At 44.6% G+C, this 15,515-nt stretch carries 13 protein-coding genes; 9 read left to right on the top strand and 4 right to left on the bottom strand.

The genetic code is table 11. From position 1 onward, the window contains the following. Positions 1 to 121: 121 nt before the first annotated feature. Positions 122 to 502 carry an START-like domain-containing protein gene (locus F0364_RS18990; protein ID WP_153799385.1) on the top strand — a complete coding sequence of 127 codons (381 nt, stop codon included), beginning with the start codon at positions 122 to 124 and terminating at the stop codon, positions 500 to 502. On the opposite strand, the gene F0364_RS18985 is transcribed toward F0364_RS18990, so the two are convergent. After that, positions 499 to 1,107 carry a hypothetical protein gene (locus tag F0364_RS18985; protein ID WP_153799384.1) on the bottom strand — a complete coding sequence of 203 codons (609 nt, stop codon included), beginning with the start codon at positions 1,105 to 1,107 and terminating at the stop codon, positions 499 to 501. The two genes, F0364_RS18990 and F0364_RS18985, sit on opposite strands and share 4 nt — an antisense overlap. Before the next feature lie 100 nt (positions 1,108 to 1,207). On the opposite strand from F0364_RS18985, the gene F0364_RS18980 reads away from it, so the two are divergent. The 6 genes from F0364_RS18980 to F0364_RS18955 all read left to right on the top strand — a co-directional run bounded on the left by F0364_RS18980 (position 1,208) and on the right by F0364_RS18955 (position 7,844). Continuing rightward, positions 1,208 to 2,662 (top strand): LptF/LptG family permease, encoded by a 1,455-nt coding sequence (locus tag F0364_RS18980; protein WP_153799383.1) that lies wholly within the window; start codon positions 1,208 to 1,210, stop codon positions 2,660 to 2,662. Positions 2,663 to 2,671: 9 nt separating this feature from the next. Beyond that, on the top strand, positions 2,672 to 3,430 hold the full coding sequence (locus tag F0364_RS18975; protein ID WP_153799382.1) for a superoxide dismutase: 759 nt from the start codon (positions 2,672 to 2,674) through the stop codon (positions 3,428 to 3,430). An 857-nt stretch (positions 3,431 to 4,287) separates the two neighbouring features. Continuing rightward, on the top strand, positions 4,288 to 5,229 hold the full coding sequence (locus F0364_RS18970; protein WP_153799381.1) for a cation diffusion facilitator family transporter: 942 nt from the start codon (positions 4,288 to 4,290) through the stop codon (positions 5,227 to 5,229). 76 nt (positions 5,230 to 5,305) lie between these two features. Then, positions 5,306 to 6,676, top strand: a complete 1,371-nt coding sequence (locus F0364_RS18965) for a dipeptidase (RefSeq protein ID WP_153799380.1) — start codon at positions 5,306 to 5,308, stop codon at positions 6,674 to 6,676. A gap of 16 nt (positions 6,677 to 6,692) precedes the next feature. Continuing rightward, complete coding sequence (locus F0364_RS18960) at positions 6,693 to 7,091, top strand: RNA-binding S4 domain-containing protein (protein ID WP_153799379.1); 399 nt, start codon at positions 6,693 to 6,695, stop codon at positions 7,089 to 7,091. A gap of 288 nt (positions 7,092 to 7,379) precedes the next feature. After that, positions 7,380 to 7,844 (top strand): hypothetical protein, encoded by a 465-nt coding sequence (locus F0364_RS18955; protein WP_153799378.1) that lies wholly within the window; start codon positions 7,380 to 7,382, stop codon positions 7,842 to 7,844. Positions 7,845 to 8,002: 158 nt separating this feature from the next. On the opposite strand, the gene F0364_RS18950 is transcribed toward F0364_RS18955, so the two are convergent. The 3 genes from F0364_RS18950 to F0364_RS18940 form a co-directional block, all read right to left on the bottom strand. Then, positions 8,003 to 10,093 carry an ATP-binding protein gene (locus tag F0364_RS18950; protein ID WP_153799377.1) on the bottom strand — a complete coding sequence of 697 codons (2,091 nt, stop codon included), beginning with the start codon at positions 10,091 to 10,093 and terminating at the stop codon, positions 8,003 to 8,005. Positions 10,094 to 10,263: 170 nt separating this feature from the next. Continuing rightward, on the bottom strand, positions 10,264 to 11,301 hold the full coding sequence (locus F0364_RS18945) for a CBS domain-containing protein (protein ID WP_153799376.1): 1,038 nt from the start codon (positions 11,299 to 11,301) through the stop codon (positions 10,264 to 10,266). Positions 11,302 to 11,618: 317 nt separating this feature from the next. After that, entirely contained in the window at positions 11,619 to 12,146 is a 528-nt protein-coding gene (locus F0364_RS18940; protein ID WP_153799375.1) for a hypothetical protein, read from the bottom strand. Between the two features lie 432 nt (positions 12,147 to 12,578). On the opposite strand from F0364_RS18940, the gene F0364_RS18935 reads away from it, so the two are divergent. Further along, positions 12,579 to 13,889, top strand: coding sequence for a hypothetical protein (locus F0364_RS18935; protein ID WP_153799374.1), 1,311 nt, complete (start codon positions 12,579 to 12,581; stop codon positions 13,887 to 13,889). 288 nt (positions 13,890 to 14,177) lie between these two features. Then, complete coding sequence (locus tag F0364_RS18930) at positions 14,178 to 15,515, top strand: exonuclease domain-containing protein (RefSeq protein WP_153799373.1); 1,338 nt, start codon at positions 14,178 to 14,180, stop codon at positions 15,513 to 15,515.

Raw genomic sequence — 15,515 nt, 5'->3', positions numbered from 1 at the left:
CCTTTTATGGATGTATATTTCGGGCACTGGCGAAGCTGCAGATGAGTAAAAAAATATTTTTAAGGTATGAATTATTTAATATTATTGCAGCCCCCAACATGCGAAGTACAAAAGAAGACTAATGGCAAAAAAACAGTTATATACTTTAGAATATCCGGTAAGGTGCTCCCCTTCAATATTGTATGAGTTTTTATCAACTCCGGCAGGGCTGCAGGAATGGTTTGCGGATAAGGTAGATGAGCGGGACAGCATTTTCAGCTTTTCATGGAATGGGTCTGTTGAAAAAGCAGAAGTAATTGAACAGGAAGAAGATAAATTCATCCGCTTTCACTGGACCCATGCAGCTAAAGAGGAGTACTTTGAATTCAGGATTGAAAAAACCGAAATCACCAATCAAACAATTTTGGTAATTAAAGACTTTGCTGAAAAAGGTGAGATTAAAGACCAAAGCCAGTTATGGGAATACCAGGTTAAAGACCTTTTTCACAGATTGGGCAATTAAGGTTTGTTGCCGGCAAGTAACTGACAGAGCAAAAAATAATTCGCCGTAAAAAATTGGTATGCTTTTTCCCACTCCTGCAGTGGGATTTTTTTTGCAACCTTAATAAACGGGTGGCCATAAATAAGCTCCTGCCATTCCTGTTCATTCATTTCACCAGCAGGCAGGTAATTGCCAGGCTCAAAATCATGCTGCCATTCATCGCTATTTATACAAACAAACCAGTCACTTCCTGCCAGCGTATGGTAGGCATCGTTTATCTTATTCTGGTACTGCTGTTTGTATTTTCCTGAAAGCTGCAGCGTTATGCTGAAATAGTTGCCCCACCAAAAAAAGAACCTGATGGCAAAAAAATTATTCTCTTTAAAATGCCTCGGATAATCCATCAATACATACGGCAGATACTTGTACTGCTCCCCTTTGTATATCTTGGGTGGTATAGCTAAAACTTCTTCTGGCAAATGGCTTCCCTGCTCACGGATGTCTGCGCTCAACTGTCCAAATAACTGGTAAACCTTTTCAATGATGCGGTGCTTTGTTAAAATCCAATCTGTGTTTGTAACCAATAACAGTTCGTTCTCCGAAAGATTTACATTTGCGCTGTCCATTACTATTTAAGGCATTAATTTACACGGGTGAAGCTACTGCAATATAACCAGCCCGCAGACAGCTTTCCATAAACCTTTTCTCAAAAGAAACTGGCATACAGTGATAAAAAAGCTTGATAAACTGATCATACGTTCTTTCATCGGGCCTTTTTTTGCCACTTTTATTATTTCGCTTTTTGTGCTGGTTATGCAGTTTGTATGGCTTTACCTGGATGACCTTATTGGTAAAGGCCTGGATATTTTTACCCTGCTTCAATTAGTAGGTTACGTTGCAGCTACGGCTGTACCATTGGCGCTGCCACTGGCTTTGCTGCTTTCCTCCATAATGACTTTCGGTAACCTGGGCGAAACATACGAACTGGTGGCCATCAAATCTGCCGGCATTCCATTGTTAAGGTTTATGCGGCCATTACTTATACTGGCCACTTTTATCAGCGGCATCGCATTCATATTCGCTAATAACATTATACCGGTTGCCAACCTTAAGTTGAATGCACTTAAGTATGATATCATCGTAGCAAAACCCGCCTTTGATATTAAAGAAGGTATTTTTTACGATAAGATTGAAGGCTTCATTATTAAGCTGGGCAAAAAAGAAAAAGACGACAGCACCATACGCGATGTAGTTATCTACGAAAAAAGCTACGGGTTACAGGATAATTTTATGGTGGCCAAAAGCGGCATTATGCGTGTTACACCCGATAAACGTTTCCTGGAATTTACCCTTAAAGACGGCTGGCAGTATTCAGAAAAAGGCGAACGGTATTCCATCAATACCCAGCTTACCCGTACCGGCTTTAAAACTTACAAAAAAATGTTCGACCTGAGCAGCTTTATGCTTAAGCGCACAGACGACTCCATGTACTACGACCCCAAGATGCTAACGCTGCGCCAGTTAAATACTGCCATAGATTCACTCACCGATCTTAATACCTTTTTTTATAACCGTACAGAAAAGGAGCTTAAGCCTTTCCTTACCTTTTTGCGGTTTAGGGACAGTAACTGGAAAGCCGTAGATACACTGCCCCAAACCAAGGCTAAAAATTTTGATGAGGTACTGGGCGACTCACTCAAATTTGTTTCTATAGACCGTGCTACATCGCAGGTAAATACCATTAAAACAAATGTGGAGTTAATGGCAACAGATTACGATACCCGCCATAAATCGCTCACCCGCCACGAAATTGAATGGCATAGAAAATTCACCCTTTCTGTAGCCTGTATGGTTTTATTTATGATTGGCGCCCCGCTGGGCTCTATCATACGCAAAGGCGGCCTTGGGCTTCCATTGGTATTTGCTATTGTATTCTTTGTACTCTTTCACCTGCTGAACACTTTTGGAGAAAAGTTCGCAAAATCAGAAGTGAGCAGCCCTTTGGCAGGCATGTGGCTGTCAACCGCGGTGCTGATACCTATCGGCATATTTTTAACCGTAAAAGCCATGAGCGATTCCCAATTGTTCAACAAAGAATTTTATTTCAGAACTTTCAGGGGCGTTAAAAAGTTTTTACAGCGCTTTAAAAAGAATAACCAACCATCACAAACAAGCAACTAAAACCATAGTATGGAAAACAACAGCACATCCAGGAGAACTTTTATAAAATCAGCCGGTATGGCAGGTATCGCGGCGGGCCTTTCCACCTCAGTAGTGCCGGCAATAGCCCGCGGCTTTGACAAAAAAGGCTTTCACCTGCCTGCAGAAGGCACATCTTTTGCCCAAACGCCGCTTGCCTATTCATACACTGCGCTGGAGCCGCATATTGACGCGGCTACCATGGAAATTCACTATACCAAACATGCGGCTACCTATGCAAAAAACGTAGCAGAGGCAGTAACTGCGGAAAACGTAAACACTTCTTCCACTACACCGGAAACTGTACTGGCTACCATCTCCAAATACAGCACCAAAATGCGCAACAACCTGGGCGGACATTACAACCACGAACTTTTCTGGAAGCTGATGGCCGCCCCCTCGGGTACAGCCAACCCTTCCGGTAAATTGGCCGCAGCCATACAAAAAGATTTCGGGTCTGTAGAAGCATTTAAAACACAGTTCTCCGATGCCGGCAAAACACGTTTCGGCAGCGGTTGGGCATGGCTGGTGTTAACCAACGATAAAAAGCTGGTAGTGGGCTCAACCCCCAACCAGGACAATCCTTTAATGGATGTAAGCGAACTGAAAGGCATGCCACTGCTGGGGCTTGATGTATGGGAGCACGCTTATTACTTAAAGTATCAAAACAAGCGGCCGGACTATATTAACGCCTGGTGGAATGTTGTAAACTGGGGCTTTGTAGAAAAGAGGTTTGAAGGATTAGTGTAAACACCCATAAATAAAATAATAGCACAAAAGGGAGAGATTGCCTCTCCTTTTTTATTTGGTTAAGGGCGCCTGCCCACGCTAAGGCGATGGGCACCGGGCTTTCCGCTATTACTCCGGCACATAAGCCCGATCACAAGGCCTCACCGGGGTAACCGCTGCAATCCCTGGCGCAAGGTGTAACACGCTGCTTTTTTCGTTGTTAGCCTGAGTTCCGAAACTTCGGAATCGAAGGCGGATGCGTGAAAAGCAAAGGACATAAAACGGTTTCTACAAGCTTAACCTGACATTCGTTTCTTAATTAAACGATTCATTTAACATTCCTTGTTCCTTGTTCGATATTCATTTCGTGAATCGTGAATGGTGAATCGTGAATGGGGGCATTTCATTCTTCATCCGGCATTCCTTGTTACTTGTTCCATATTCTTTTCGTGAGTGGTGAATGGTGAATGGGGGCATTTCATTCATTCGGCATTCCTTGTTCCTTGTTCGATATTCATTTCGTGAATGGTGAATGGTGAGTAGTGAGTGGGGCATTTCATTCTTCATCCGGCATTCCTTGTTACTTGTTCCATATTCTTTTGGTGAATGGTGAATCGTGAATGGGGGCATTTCATTCTTCATTCGGCATTCCTTGTTCCTTGTTCGATATTCTTCCTCCTTGGTGCGTGTCTCCACGCACCAACATACCTGGGTCTGAAAAGCTGCCATAAAAAACCAACCGATGAACGGATTGCGACGCAACGATGATACCATGAAAAACTGTCGCTGGTATCTAAAGGCAAAACATTTTCAGGCAATTTCTCAAAATAAATTTCTTCTTTTGGGGCAAACAATACTTTTTCACACAATCACATGCTTTGAAATCAGCCAAACAAAATTTTCGCGTTCAGCAATGGATAACCGGCTTATCCGTTGTACTGTTCATTATTAAAATTGCGGGGTATTACATTACACATTCCCTTTCTATTTTAAGTGATGCGCTGGAAAGTATTGTTAATGTGCTGGCCGGCTTTATAGGCCTGTACAGCTTGTATGTGGCGGCTAAACCCAGGGATATAGATCACCCCTACGGGCACGGCAAAGCAGAGTTTGTTTCGGCGGCGGCAGAGGGTGGGTTAATCATGTCGTCCGGCATACTTATTTTATATGAAACCATTACCAACTTTATTGAACGCAAGCAAATTGAGTCGCTGGATACAGGTCTTTGGCTGGTAGCCGCAACGGCGGTAACCAACTATATAGCCGGGTTTATCTGTTTAAAAATTGGCAAACGCAACAACTCACTGGCGTTGCAGGCCAGCGGCAAACATTTACAGGTTGATACCTACTCAACCCTGGGCATTATAGCAGGGCTGGTGATTATACTGTTTACACAACTGTACTGGCTGGATAAAGTGATTGCCCTTGCCATGAGTGTAATTGTAATGTACAATGGCTATAAAATAATACGTGCCTCGCTGGCAGGCATTATGGATGAAGCCGATATGCAACTGCTTAACAAAATGGTGATGTTGTTAAACGCTAACCGCCGCGATAACTGGATAGACCTGCATAACCTGCGGGTAATAAAATACGGCAGCCTGTTACATGTAGACTGCCATTTAACGGTACCCTGGAACCTGAATGTGCTGCAGGCGCATGAAGAAGTAAAAGCCCTGGAAACACTGGTGAAAGAAGAGTTTGGCGATGCGCTGGAAATGTTTGTGCATGTAGATGCAGGCAATGAAACCATTGTTAAAGACCGACCACACTGGACTTTGGAAAAGATTTTAACCAACAAGCGCCACAGCGAGCAATAAGTGCCGGCTTTTAGGCCGCATGTTGCCTTTCATACGCATTAACTATATTCGCAACCACATCTAAACAACATATACTATGCAGGTATGGAAACAATACCAGGATGAAAACAAAGACCGTTTCCTGGATGAATTATTACAGATGCTGCGGATACCCAGCGTAAGCGCCAGGAGTGAGCATAAGCAGGATATGCTGGCCTGTGCAGACATGGTTAAGCAACGCCTGCAGGAAGCAGGGGCAGGTAAGGTGGAAATATTTGCAACGCCCGGCCACCCCGTAATATATGCTGAAAAAATTACAGATGCCGCCAAACCTACCGTACTGGTATACGGCCACTACGATGTGCAGCCGCCAGACCCATTGGAACTTTGGCACAGCGGCCCTTTTGAGCCGGTTATTAAAGACGGTAAAATTTATGCCCGTGGCGCCTGCGACGATAAGGGCCAGTTTTACATGCACGTTAAGGCGTTTGAAACCATGGTTAAAACAGGCACTTTGCCTGTAAACATAAAGTTTATTATTGAGGGCGAGGAAGAGATTGGCAGCAGCCACCTGGGCGATTTTATAAAGGCCCACAAAGACCTGCTGAAAGCCGATGTGATACTGATAAGCGATACCGCCATGCTTAGCATGGATAACCCAAGCATAGATGTGGGCGTACGCGGCCTTAGCTATATTGAAGTAGAAGTTACCGGCCCCAACCGCGACCTGCACAGCGGCGTTTATGGCGGCGCGGTAGCCAACCCCATTACTATTCTTGCGCAAATGATTGCCAGCCTGCACGACGAAAACAACCACATTACCATACCGGGATTTTACGATGCCGTGGCCGAAGCTAGCCAGGCAGAAAGGGCTGAGATGGCCAAAGCCCCCTACAGCGAAGCGGAATACAAAGAAGACCTTGGCGTAAAAAGCCTTTGGGGAGAAAGCGGCTACTCAACCAATGAGCGTACCGGCATTCGCCCTACGCTGGAGCTGAACGGCATTTGGGGTGGTTACACCGGCGAAGGCGCCAAAACGGTGCTGCCCTCTAAAGCCTATGCTAAAATAAGCTGCCGCCTGGTGCCCAATCAAAAGCATGAGGTTATTACAGCGCTTGTTATAGAACACCTGGAAAAAATTGCGCCTCCCGGCGTTAGCATTAAAGTAACGCCGCACCATGGCGGCGACCCTTATGTTACGCCGGTTGACAGCACCGAGTATAAGGCCGCGGCCAAAGCTATTGAAGCTTCCTTCGGCAAGCCACCCATACCGGTGCGTGGCGGCGGCAGCATACCCATTACCGCTTTGTTTGAAAGCGTGCTGGGCTGCAAAACGGTATTCCTGGGTTTTGGCCTTGACAGCGATAACCTGCACAGCCCCAACGAAAAATTTAACCTGTTTAATTTTTACAAAGGCATAGAAACTATTCCGTACTTCCACCAGTATTACGCGGAAATGAAACAGTAACACAAACGTTACCAGAATGAGTGAGGTAAAAGAAAAATTACGCATAGATAAATACCTGTGGGCCATACGGCTTTTTAAAACAAGAAGCCAGGCCGCAGATGCCTGCGACAAAGGCAAAGTGAAAATGGAGGGCAATGCCGTAAAAGCATCCCGGAGCGTAAATATTGGCGATACCTACGATGTAAAAACCGAAGCCCGCAAATGGATAATTAAAGTAACAGCGTTGCTTGACCACCGGGTACAATACAGCGAAGCCATTAAACACTACGAAGACCTTACGCCGCAGGAAGAGCTTGACAAAATGAAACACGAAGCCGCTTCTTTTCATACCGGCAAACGCCTTAGCAAAATTGGCCGGCCCACCAAAAAGCAGCGCCGGGATTTGGGGGATTACATGGAACTGGAAGACAATTAACCTGCGGCTTTGCCGCCGGTGAAGCATTCTTTTTATGGGCCCGGCAGAAGAATAAGCATGAGGCTTCCGTTGCGTCGCACTCTTGTGCGGTTGGTTCGCTACGCGGCTTTTATCGCAGGGTAGATAGGTTTAACCATTACAGTGAGATACTCTAAGCTTGGCATATAGTTGGGCATAGGACGATAAAATAATATAACATAAGCCAACATGCGGCCAGTCCAGTTATTTCTGATTTTCCTCTTTGGAGGGCTGACTCTGTTTCCGGAGTTTCAGAATATTAAGAAACGAATGATCTTCTTCGATGAAGAATTATTTAATCTCCTTCCATTAATCATTCTATTCATTTTAACTGTTTTTTATTTAGTTAAAAATATCAACCAATATCATGGTAACGGTAAGATTATTACTCTCATCCCTGCCTTGATGGGAGTAATGTTTTTAGTATTAATATTTGGGCATAAGCTTATACGTTCCCACCTGGATGAGTCGGAAACTTATTTTACCGCTGAAAATTACAACATAGGAAACGACGGCGGCATCACTTTAGATTTCAAGACAAATAAACACTTGAAAGGGTTTCGCATAGACCATTTTAGCGAAACATATTATTGGGGCAGTTATACCCGGTACGCGGATACTTTTGAATTAGATATTCCGCTGGATTTTACAAAAAGCAAATATGCTGTATTAAAAAGAGATACTTTATATTTCATTGGGGATACTATTTATTTTAGTGTTTATAACCCGCGATAATACTAAAAATGCCCCTACAGTAGCTCCCTACCCTGCGGGCAAAGCTGCACGGCGTACAAGGCGTACAAGTGAGTGACACAACCAAAGCCTCATGCTTATTCTTCTGCCCGGCCCATAATTGTTACTTATAAATGGCGAAGCCATTTGCCTGCCTTCTGTTATGCGTTTACATAAGCCGCGTCCGGCAGGTTGGTTTCTTTGGGGAAGCTGATGTAAAAGCAGGAGCCTTGCCCGGGCTGCGTTTCAAACCATATATCGCCGTTGTAGGAAGCCATGATTTCTTTGCAGATGTTTAAGCCCATGCCAAAGGGCTTTTCGCCTTCGGTGCCCAGCCTGCGTACATCGGGCGAATCACTGAACAATTTGCCACTCAGGTTATCCGGTATGCCAATGCCCTGGTCCTGCACGCTTATTTGTACATTACTACTGTAAGACTGTACCTCTACTTTAATTAGCTTGCCCGGCGGGCTAAACTTAACAGCGTTGGTGATAAGGTTGCTGATTACCCTGAACACACGTGAGGGGTTTACCTTGATAAACTGTGGCTCTGCACTTAGCTTAACCTGTATTACCTGCTTTTTATCCAGTGCTTTAAAGCGTATAAGTTTGGCGCAGTTGTTAACCAGCCTGTTGGCATCAACGGTTATCTCTTTTGTTTTATCTGTTTGCTGATCGTGCAGGGAGTAATCAAGAATTTCATTGATCAGCTCCATAGAGTTGTTACAGCCACCTTGTATCAGCTTCAGCATTTCCACCACTTCACGCTGGTTGCTTAGCTCGTCTATCATGATGGAAGAAAGGGAATGTATGGCGGCTATAGGGTTGCGTAAATCATGCGCCACAATCTGGAGAATGCGGTCTTTTTCCTTGTCTTTTATTTCCAGCAATTCCAGGGCCGATTCAAGCTTTTCTTTTTGGGCCTGTACCTGGTTATTTAATGCCGTAAGGGTATTGATATGCTGGCGGGAACGTTTCCAGTTTAACCACAACAGCAACAGTATAGCAACGGTGGCAATAAGCAGGCCTCCGGCTATCAAAAAGTATAATTGCTGTAAACGGCTGCTCTGCTTAAGAAGTGTAACCTCATATTCAGATTCAAGGCTCCTTATTTTGTTGGTAACATCTGTTTCGTTTAGTTTTTTTGTGTTGCTGATGTCTATTTCACGCAGGCGGTTATACTCGGCCAGGTAGTGATAAGCCTGCAGGTACTGTTTGCGGCGCTCATACCATTGCCACATCAGCTTATTATAATTCATAGTTGCCTGCTGGTTGGGTATGGTATCTATGCCGGTTTTAATTTCCTGCAACAGCAGGTGTAGCTGCTCTTCTTTTCCGTTATCAAGGTACAGGCTGGCCAGGTGCAGTTGCGTAAGCAGGGCATCGTTAACCTCGTAACCGGGCTGCCTGTTAATGGATATGCTTAAGCGGTAAAGGGAATCTGCAACGGCATTATCAACCGGCGCATACACCTGGCCAAGGTTGCCGTAGATAACACCCCGGGCTATGGTAAAAAACTTGCCTTTCCCGGTAAATGCCTGTTCGTTGGCTTTTAAAAAATCCAGGGTTTTGTAGTAGTACGCCTTGGCGCTGTCGGGCTGGTTGCTTTTGGCGTAAGAAAGGGCGGCATTGTTCAGTAATTCCTGCCGGCGGTAAAAGGTATTAAAATCATTTGCGCAGGAGGCGGATTCTGCAAAACCCTGTTTAAAATACGAAGCGGCATCTGCATATACGGCCGTTTTATACATCACCATCGCAAGGCGGTAACTGTACTCGCTGTAAGCGCAGGAGTCAAGGCTTTTCTCTGCCGCCACTTTAGCCTTGTAGTAGTAAAAATAGGCTTCGCTGTAATTTTTCTGGCTGAATAAAACATCGCCTTTTGCCAGGTTAGCCATGGCCTCTTCGTTGCGGTAGTCTTGTTTACGAGACCGTTGCCTGGTAATAAACAGCATACTGTCTGCATACAGCATTGCCTTAGCTGTATCGTTGGCTACAAGGGAATAATAACCGCACAGGTAAGAGTAATATTTAAACCTGGCTGAGGGATTGCCGGCTGCATGGTCTGAAAAAATTGAATCTAAAAGCTGCACGGCCTGCCTGGAAAACCCAAACTGGCTGCTTACACTGTCAATAATATGCCGGTAATAGCTTTCGGGCTTACTCGCTGGGTTATTACCATTACCGCAGGCCATAAAAAGAACAACTACAGGTATGCAGGCTGCGTATAGAACTTTTTGGTGGTTACATTTCATAAGTGCTGGTCTCTTTCGCCTGCTTGCCGCAGTGTTTGCCAGAGCGTACTAACTTACTTGAAAAAAATGAAAATTGAACAAAGCAAGTTCTGCTAAAACAGAAATAAAAAACGGTTTCAACTTTAAAATTGGCGCATGGGCTTTTACCAGAAGAAAGGTTGATAAGCAGTTCATTTTTTTGTTTCTTCTACCTGGCTCCATTGGCCAGCCTTGTTTACCACGTTCTTTATCATTTCATCCAGTTGCAAAGCGGATGTCTTTAACCATTCGAACGCATCTTTATTGTGTTGGGAAAGCTGATCTGTATCTACCAGGTTTAAAATACCAAGTATGTTGGCTAAAGGGCCGCGTACTTCGTGGGATTGTGTATGTATTATTTCCTTAAGCACCTTATTTTGTTTCTCAATAAAAAGCTCATGTTTTTTCTTTTCATTAATGTCCGTTACAGTAACGGATATGCCGATGAGCGTACCGTCGTCAAATACAGGATAATAACCAAACCTAAACCACAGAACAATATCCTGCCCGCCGGCAAAAGAAAAACGTAAAGGCGCTTCGTGCACAATATTCTCTCCGCAAAGTGCCTGTTGCAGGCTTTCAGAAACATGTTTTACAAAACCTTCGTTGTGTTTTTCAAACTTAAGGGAAAGGTATTGCAGCAGGTCGTCCCCCTCGTTCAACTGCTCATCGTAAAACATGTACGATTTATACTGCGTAACCTTATTTAAAAACAATATTTTAAAATCAGGGGAAATAAGAATGCGTAAGGAGGTGGAATTATCGTAAAGCGCTTTCAGTATTTTTTCAGACATACCGCTTCTTGCGGCACCGCCATATTGGGCATTTTTTGCGGGTTGTTTTTTTCTATCCATGAATGCTATCAAATCTTCTTTTAACACCAAACCTTCAAAATTGCTGCCGTTGTTAATAACAAGTACATCGCTGTGGTGGCTGCGCATGGCCTGCAGGGCGTCTTCAACGGTGCAGCCTGCTGCCGTTACGGGTTTGGACGACAGGTATTCGCCCACGCAGTTGCCGCAGTTAATGGCAAGGTCTGCCGATGTAAGCACGCCCAGTGGCAGGCCTTCCTCTACATGGCCCATTACCAGTACCGCCCCAAAATGCAACAACTCTTTTCTTATGGAGTTAATATCTGCATAAGGATAAGTAACCGGAAAATCGTTCTTGATAAATGGGGTTATCTCCATTCTTTAACCCCTCTTAAACCATATAATCCCCCCAAACTGGTGTTAAGGCCAGTACAGCCGGCAGAAAAGTAAAACCCGTAAATTTTTTGAAACAATAACAGCGATAGCCCTTGTACCGGGGATGTTAACATGGTTTTGGTTTATTGGATTTTAATAATATATGCTGGTATGGTATCGTTTGCCTGTCTGCGTTTAAACAGGAAACATAACAAGGGTAAAAGTAGGGAAATCAGGATTCCTAAAACATTAAATCCTGCCTAATGGCATTAAAAACATTGTTTGCAGTGGCAACATCCATACACCAGGCAAGTAACTTTTTAGTTATCATCAGCCAGTTGAGCACCATTGTTGTAAGTAATAATTTTTGGCTGCTGTGTTTGCCGGTTTTTTAATTGTACCAACATACTCTGCCTGTCGGGATATTCTATTTCTGCCACCATCATAATATCATAGCCTTCATAGCATTTGTTAATGTTATTTTTAACATCCGCCGCCAGCAGGTCTTGCCCATACCACTGGCAGGATTGCAGCCATCCACCCTTTGTATCATAATAGACAGAATACCTCACTCCATTAACCGTAAAACCTGAAATAAAGCCGGATGATATCTTCCACCATTTCTCTCCCCTTACCTTTCCATATTTCATTTTAAAATGTCGCACCGCCTTTATGTTTATTTCTTTACGCACTTCCTTGTTTATAACATCATCCGTTTGTTCGATGACTGGCGAATGCTGCACAGTTCCGGTGTACACACCGGTACCGGCCGTTTGTGACTTTACATATCCTGTTGCCGCTACACATATCAATATTACCTGGATGGCTGAAAAACAAACCTGTTTCATAAACTGCTCATTTAAGGGTAAAAAGTGGTTACAAACGGATTGCGTTGCTGTAAACGAATCATCTTGCAGTTAGCTGGAGTAGTACTTTTTCAGCAGGATAAAACAGGAAGGGCGTACAAACACCTTTAATGCACATAGCAGGATAAAAACAGGCTGTTATCATTACAACTAACAATAACAGCCTTTGTGCCGGGAAACAGGGTGTAAGTTCAATAAATAGCCCCGGCCTTGTACAGTTCTCGTAACATATATAAGCAGGGCATTGGCAGTGCCCTGGCGAAGGCTGTTTAAACCGTTATGTTTATAAAGTTAGCATGCGGCTGTTGTAACTGCAACAAAACAGCTTCCTGTGTTACATATCAGGAAACGGGCAGATTTTTTCAGGAATAAGCGATATTTTTTTGCGAACTTAACAGGGCAAACCCTATCGTAATGTCTGTACCGCCACCAACAACTTCTGTAATGCTTACCAGGCATGTATTCAATTGCCTGTATGCCCATTTGGTACAGGCTTTTGAACAGCAATTTGCTGTAAGGGCAAACAATCTTGGCAACTTCCAGTTATTCGGGTTTGGCTCTTTTAACCGGCGCCTGCCCAGCCTTAAACTGTTTATTGAGCAGCGTACCGGCAAATGGGTAAATGGCAAATACCTGTACAACAAACTAAAGGAATACGAGCATGGCAAAAACCTGCTGGTGCTTAACCGGGAGTTTGTATATGTTTACTTTAAAACACTGGGGTATGCCGGCGTGGCGGAATACGTTGAACAGTGTGGCCGTATACCGCAGCAACAGCAGGCGGAACAGTTGCAACTGCTTGGCCAGAACGCCAGCCCGTATGTGCAGGAGTATTATGCCGGTTATTTTTATGGAGAACAGCAATGCATCACTGTATCTGCATTAACATTGTTTAATAACTATAAAGAAGCAGAATGGCATGTGCCGGATTATGATTACACCCTTAATACCATTACCGGGTACCATACCTATAAAGGGCTGCCGGTTTTGCATGCAGACAGGCTTACGGTTTCCTTCAGCCGCCGCCATTCGCACCAGCACAATGGGGATGCTTTCCTGGCGCTTTTTGCAGGCTACAATGTATCCAAAAGGCCATTCATCACGGGCACCTACGCCAGCTTCGATATGAACAGTTGCCCCGTTTGCGGAGAAATAATTTTTCAGCAGGTTGGCAGCAAAACCGAACTGGAGGTGATTGTTGCAGGCAGGACTGTACCACCGGCCATTGCCAACAGGCTTTTGCACCGGCGCCTGCACGCACCGGCCCTGCTGCCGCAAACATTACATCAATTAGATGCCCACAGCCCCTATGCGCATTTGTTACAACAGTTTACCGGTAATTATACCGGTTATGCCATAACGCTCAACGGTGCCCTTATGCCGGTTCATTTGGCTATCAATCCGGCTTCTCAGGTTTCTATGGTTAAACTGCATGACTTATGGACATTGACGGGAGGCTTCCAGCTAAAAAATGCCGCCACATTACTGCACGGGCTCTTTACAGAAAATGACAAACTTCCACATGTACAGGTATATATTTCCACTGCCCCTTTACCCACTTGTATTTTTCAGGGTATCATTAACGGCATAGCGACAGATAACCAGCCCTTTGCCGGGCAGCTTTACCTTATGCCCGATGGCCCGGATGCAGGGCAAAAAATCAGGCAGTTCCTGCAACAGCAATTACCCGCCATTGCGGCTAAAATTCAGCAGCTTACCGGCTAAGTCAGTCATATACTTACCTCCCATAAGAAAGTATTTCGTACCCGTATTTGGTTTTTTGGGCGTGCCCCCAAGCTATCGCAAGGGGTCGGGCTTTCCGCTATTACTCCGGCACAGAAACCAACCCACAAACCTTCACCGGGGTAACCGCTTCAATCCCTCACGCACATTCTGCACATCCCTTACCTATACGTACCATTTAAGCCTGTGCAGCAGCCCAACATTACGCCGGCCTGTAAAAAGCAACCAGCACTGTTTTCTTCTCACCATTTTTTATTAGCTTGCCAAAGCATGTACGCAATTGTGGATATAGAAACTACCGGCAGCCACGCCCATAACAATGGAATAACAGAAATAGCCATTGTATTACATGACGGACAGGCTATTGAAGGGCGTTACGAAACACTTGTTAACCCCGGTGTACCCATACCCCCTTACGTATCTCATCTTACCGGCATTACCAACAACATGGTAGCTACAGCGCCGCCTTTTACAGAGGTGGCAGGCAATATTTTCAGGTTGCTCAACGGCCGTATTTTTATAGCGCATAATGTAAATTTCGATTACAGTTTTATCAAGTACCACCTGCGTGTCTCCGGCTACGAATGGAACCCCAGGAAACTCTGCACGCTTCGCCTGAGCAGAAAAGCGTTCCCGGGTTTTCAGCGCTACGGGCTTGGCCATATTTGCAGGGAACTGCAAATAGAGGTTGAAAACCGCCACCGCGCCGGCGGCGATGCAGGCGCCACGGCCATACTCTTTGAAAAGATTGTTGCCAAAGGTGGCGATAAGCTTATTAAAGATTCGCTTAAACGGGAAAACAGGGAGCAGATATTGCCCCCCAACCTTTCTCCGCAGGATGTAAATAACCTCCCCTATGTGCCTGGCGTTTACTATTTTAAAGACGCTAAGGATAAAGTGATCTATGTTGGCAAAGCCATTAACCTTAAAAAAAGGGTTGTCAGCCATTTTACGGGCCTTAATACCGGCCTTAAAAGGCAGGAATTTCTCCGCAACATCCACTCAATTACTTACAAGGAATGCCCTACAGAACTAACAGCCTGCATACTTGAAAGCATTGAAATAAAACGTTTATGGCCGGCCTATAATGTAAGCCAGAAAAATTTTCAAAACCGTTATGGCATCTACTCCTTTAAAGATGCAAAGGGTTACTTGCGGCTGGCTATTGACAAAAAGAGAAAACTTTTTGAGCCTGAACTTTCCTTTGCCGTTCTTACAGATGCTTACCGTACCATGTGGAAGCTGGTGAAAGAGTTTAGCCTGCACCCTGCACTTTGTTTCCTGGACAAATCTGCCGTGGTTGAAGAAGAATTGAAAGCGGAACTTTATAACCTGCGTGTGGAACAAGCCTTACGGGAACTAAAAAAGCAAGGCGGTACCTACGCCATTTTTGAAGACTGTGATTTTTTTAATGAAACGTCCTGCATACTGGTGGAAAAGGGGAAATTTTATGGCATGGGGCTGCTGCCCGAAAATGTGAACCCCTACCATGTGGAGGGTATAAAAACATATCTTACCCAATATCCTGAAAATGAAGTGATACAAACCCTTATCCGCAGCTATAAAGAACGGGTGCCCGCTGCCGTAATAAACCTGGATGATGTATAA

The organism is Foetidibacter luteolus, assembly GCF_009650435.1.
Lineage (GTDB): Bacteria > Bacteroidota > Bacteroidia > Chitinophagales > Chitinophagaceae > Foetidibacter > Foetidibacter luteolus.
This window is presented reverse-complemented; position numbering and strand designations above follow the sequence as displayed.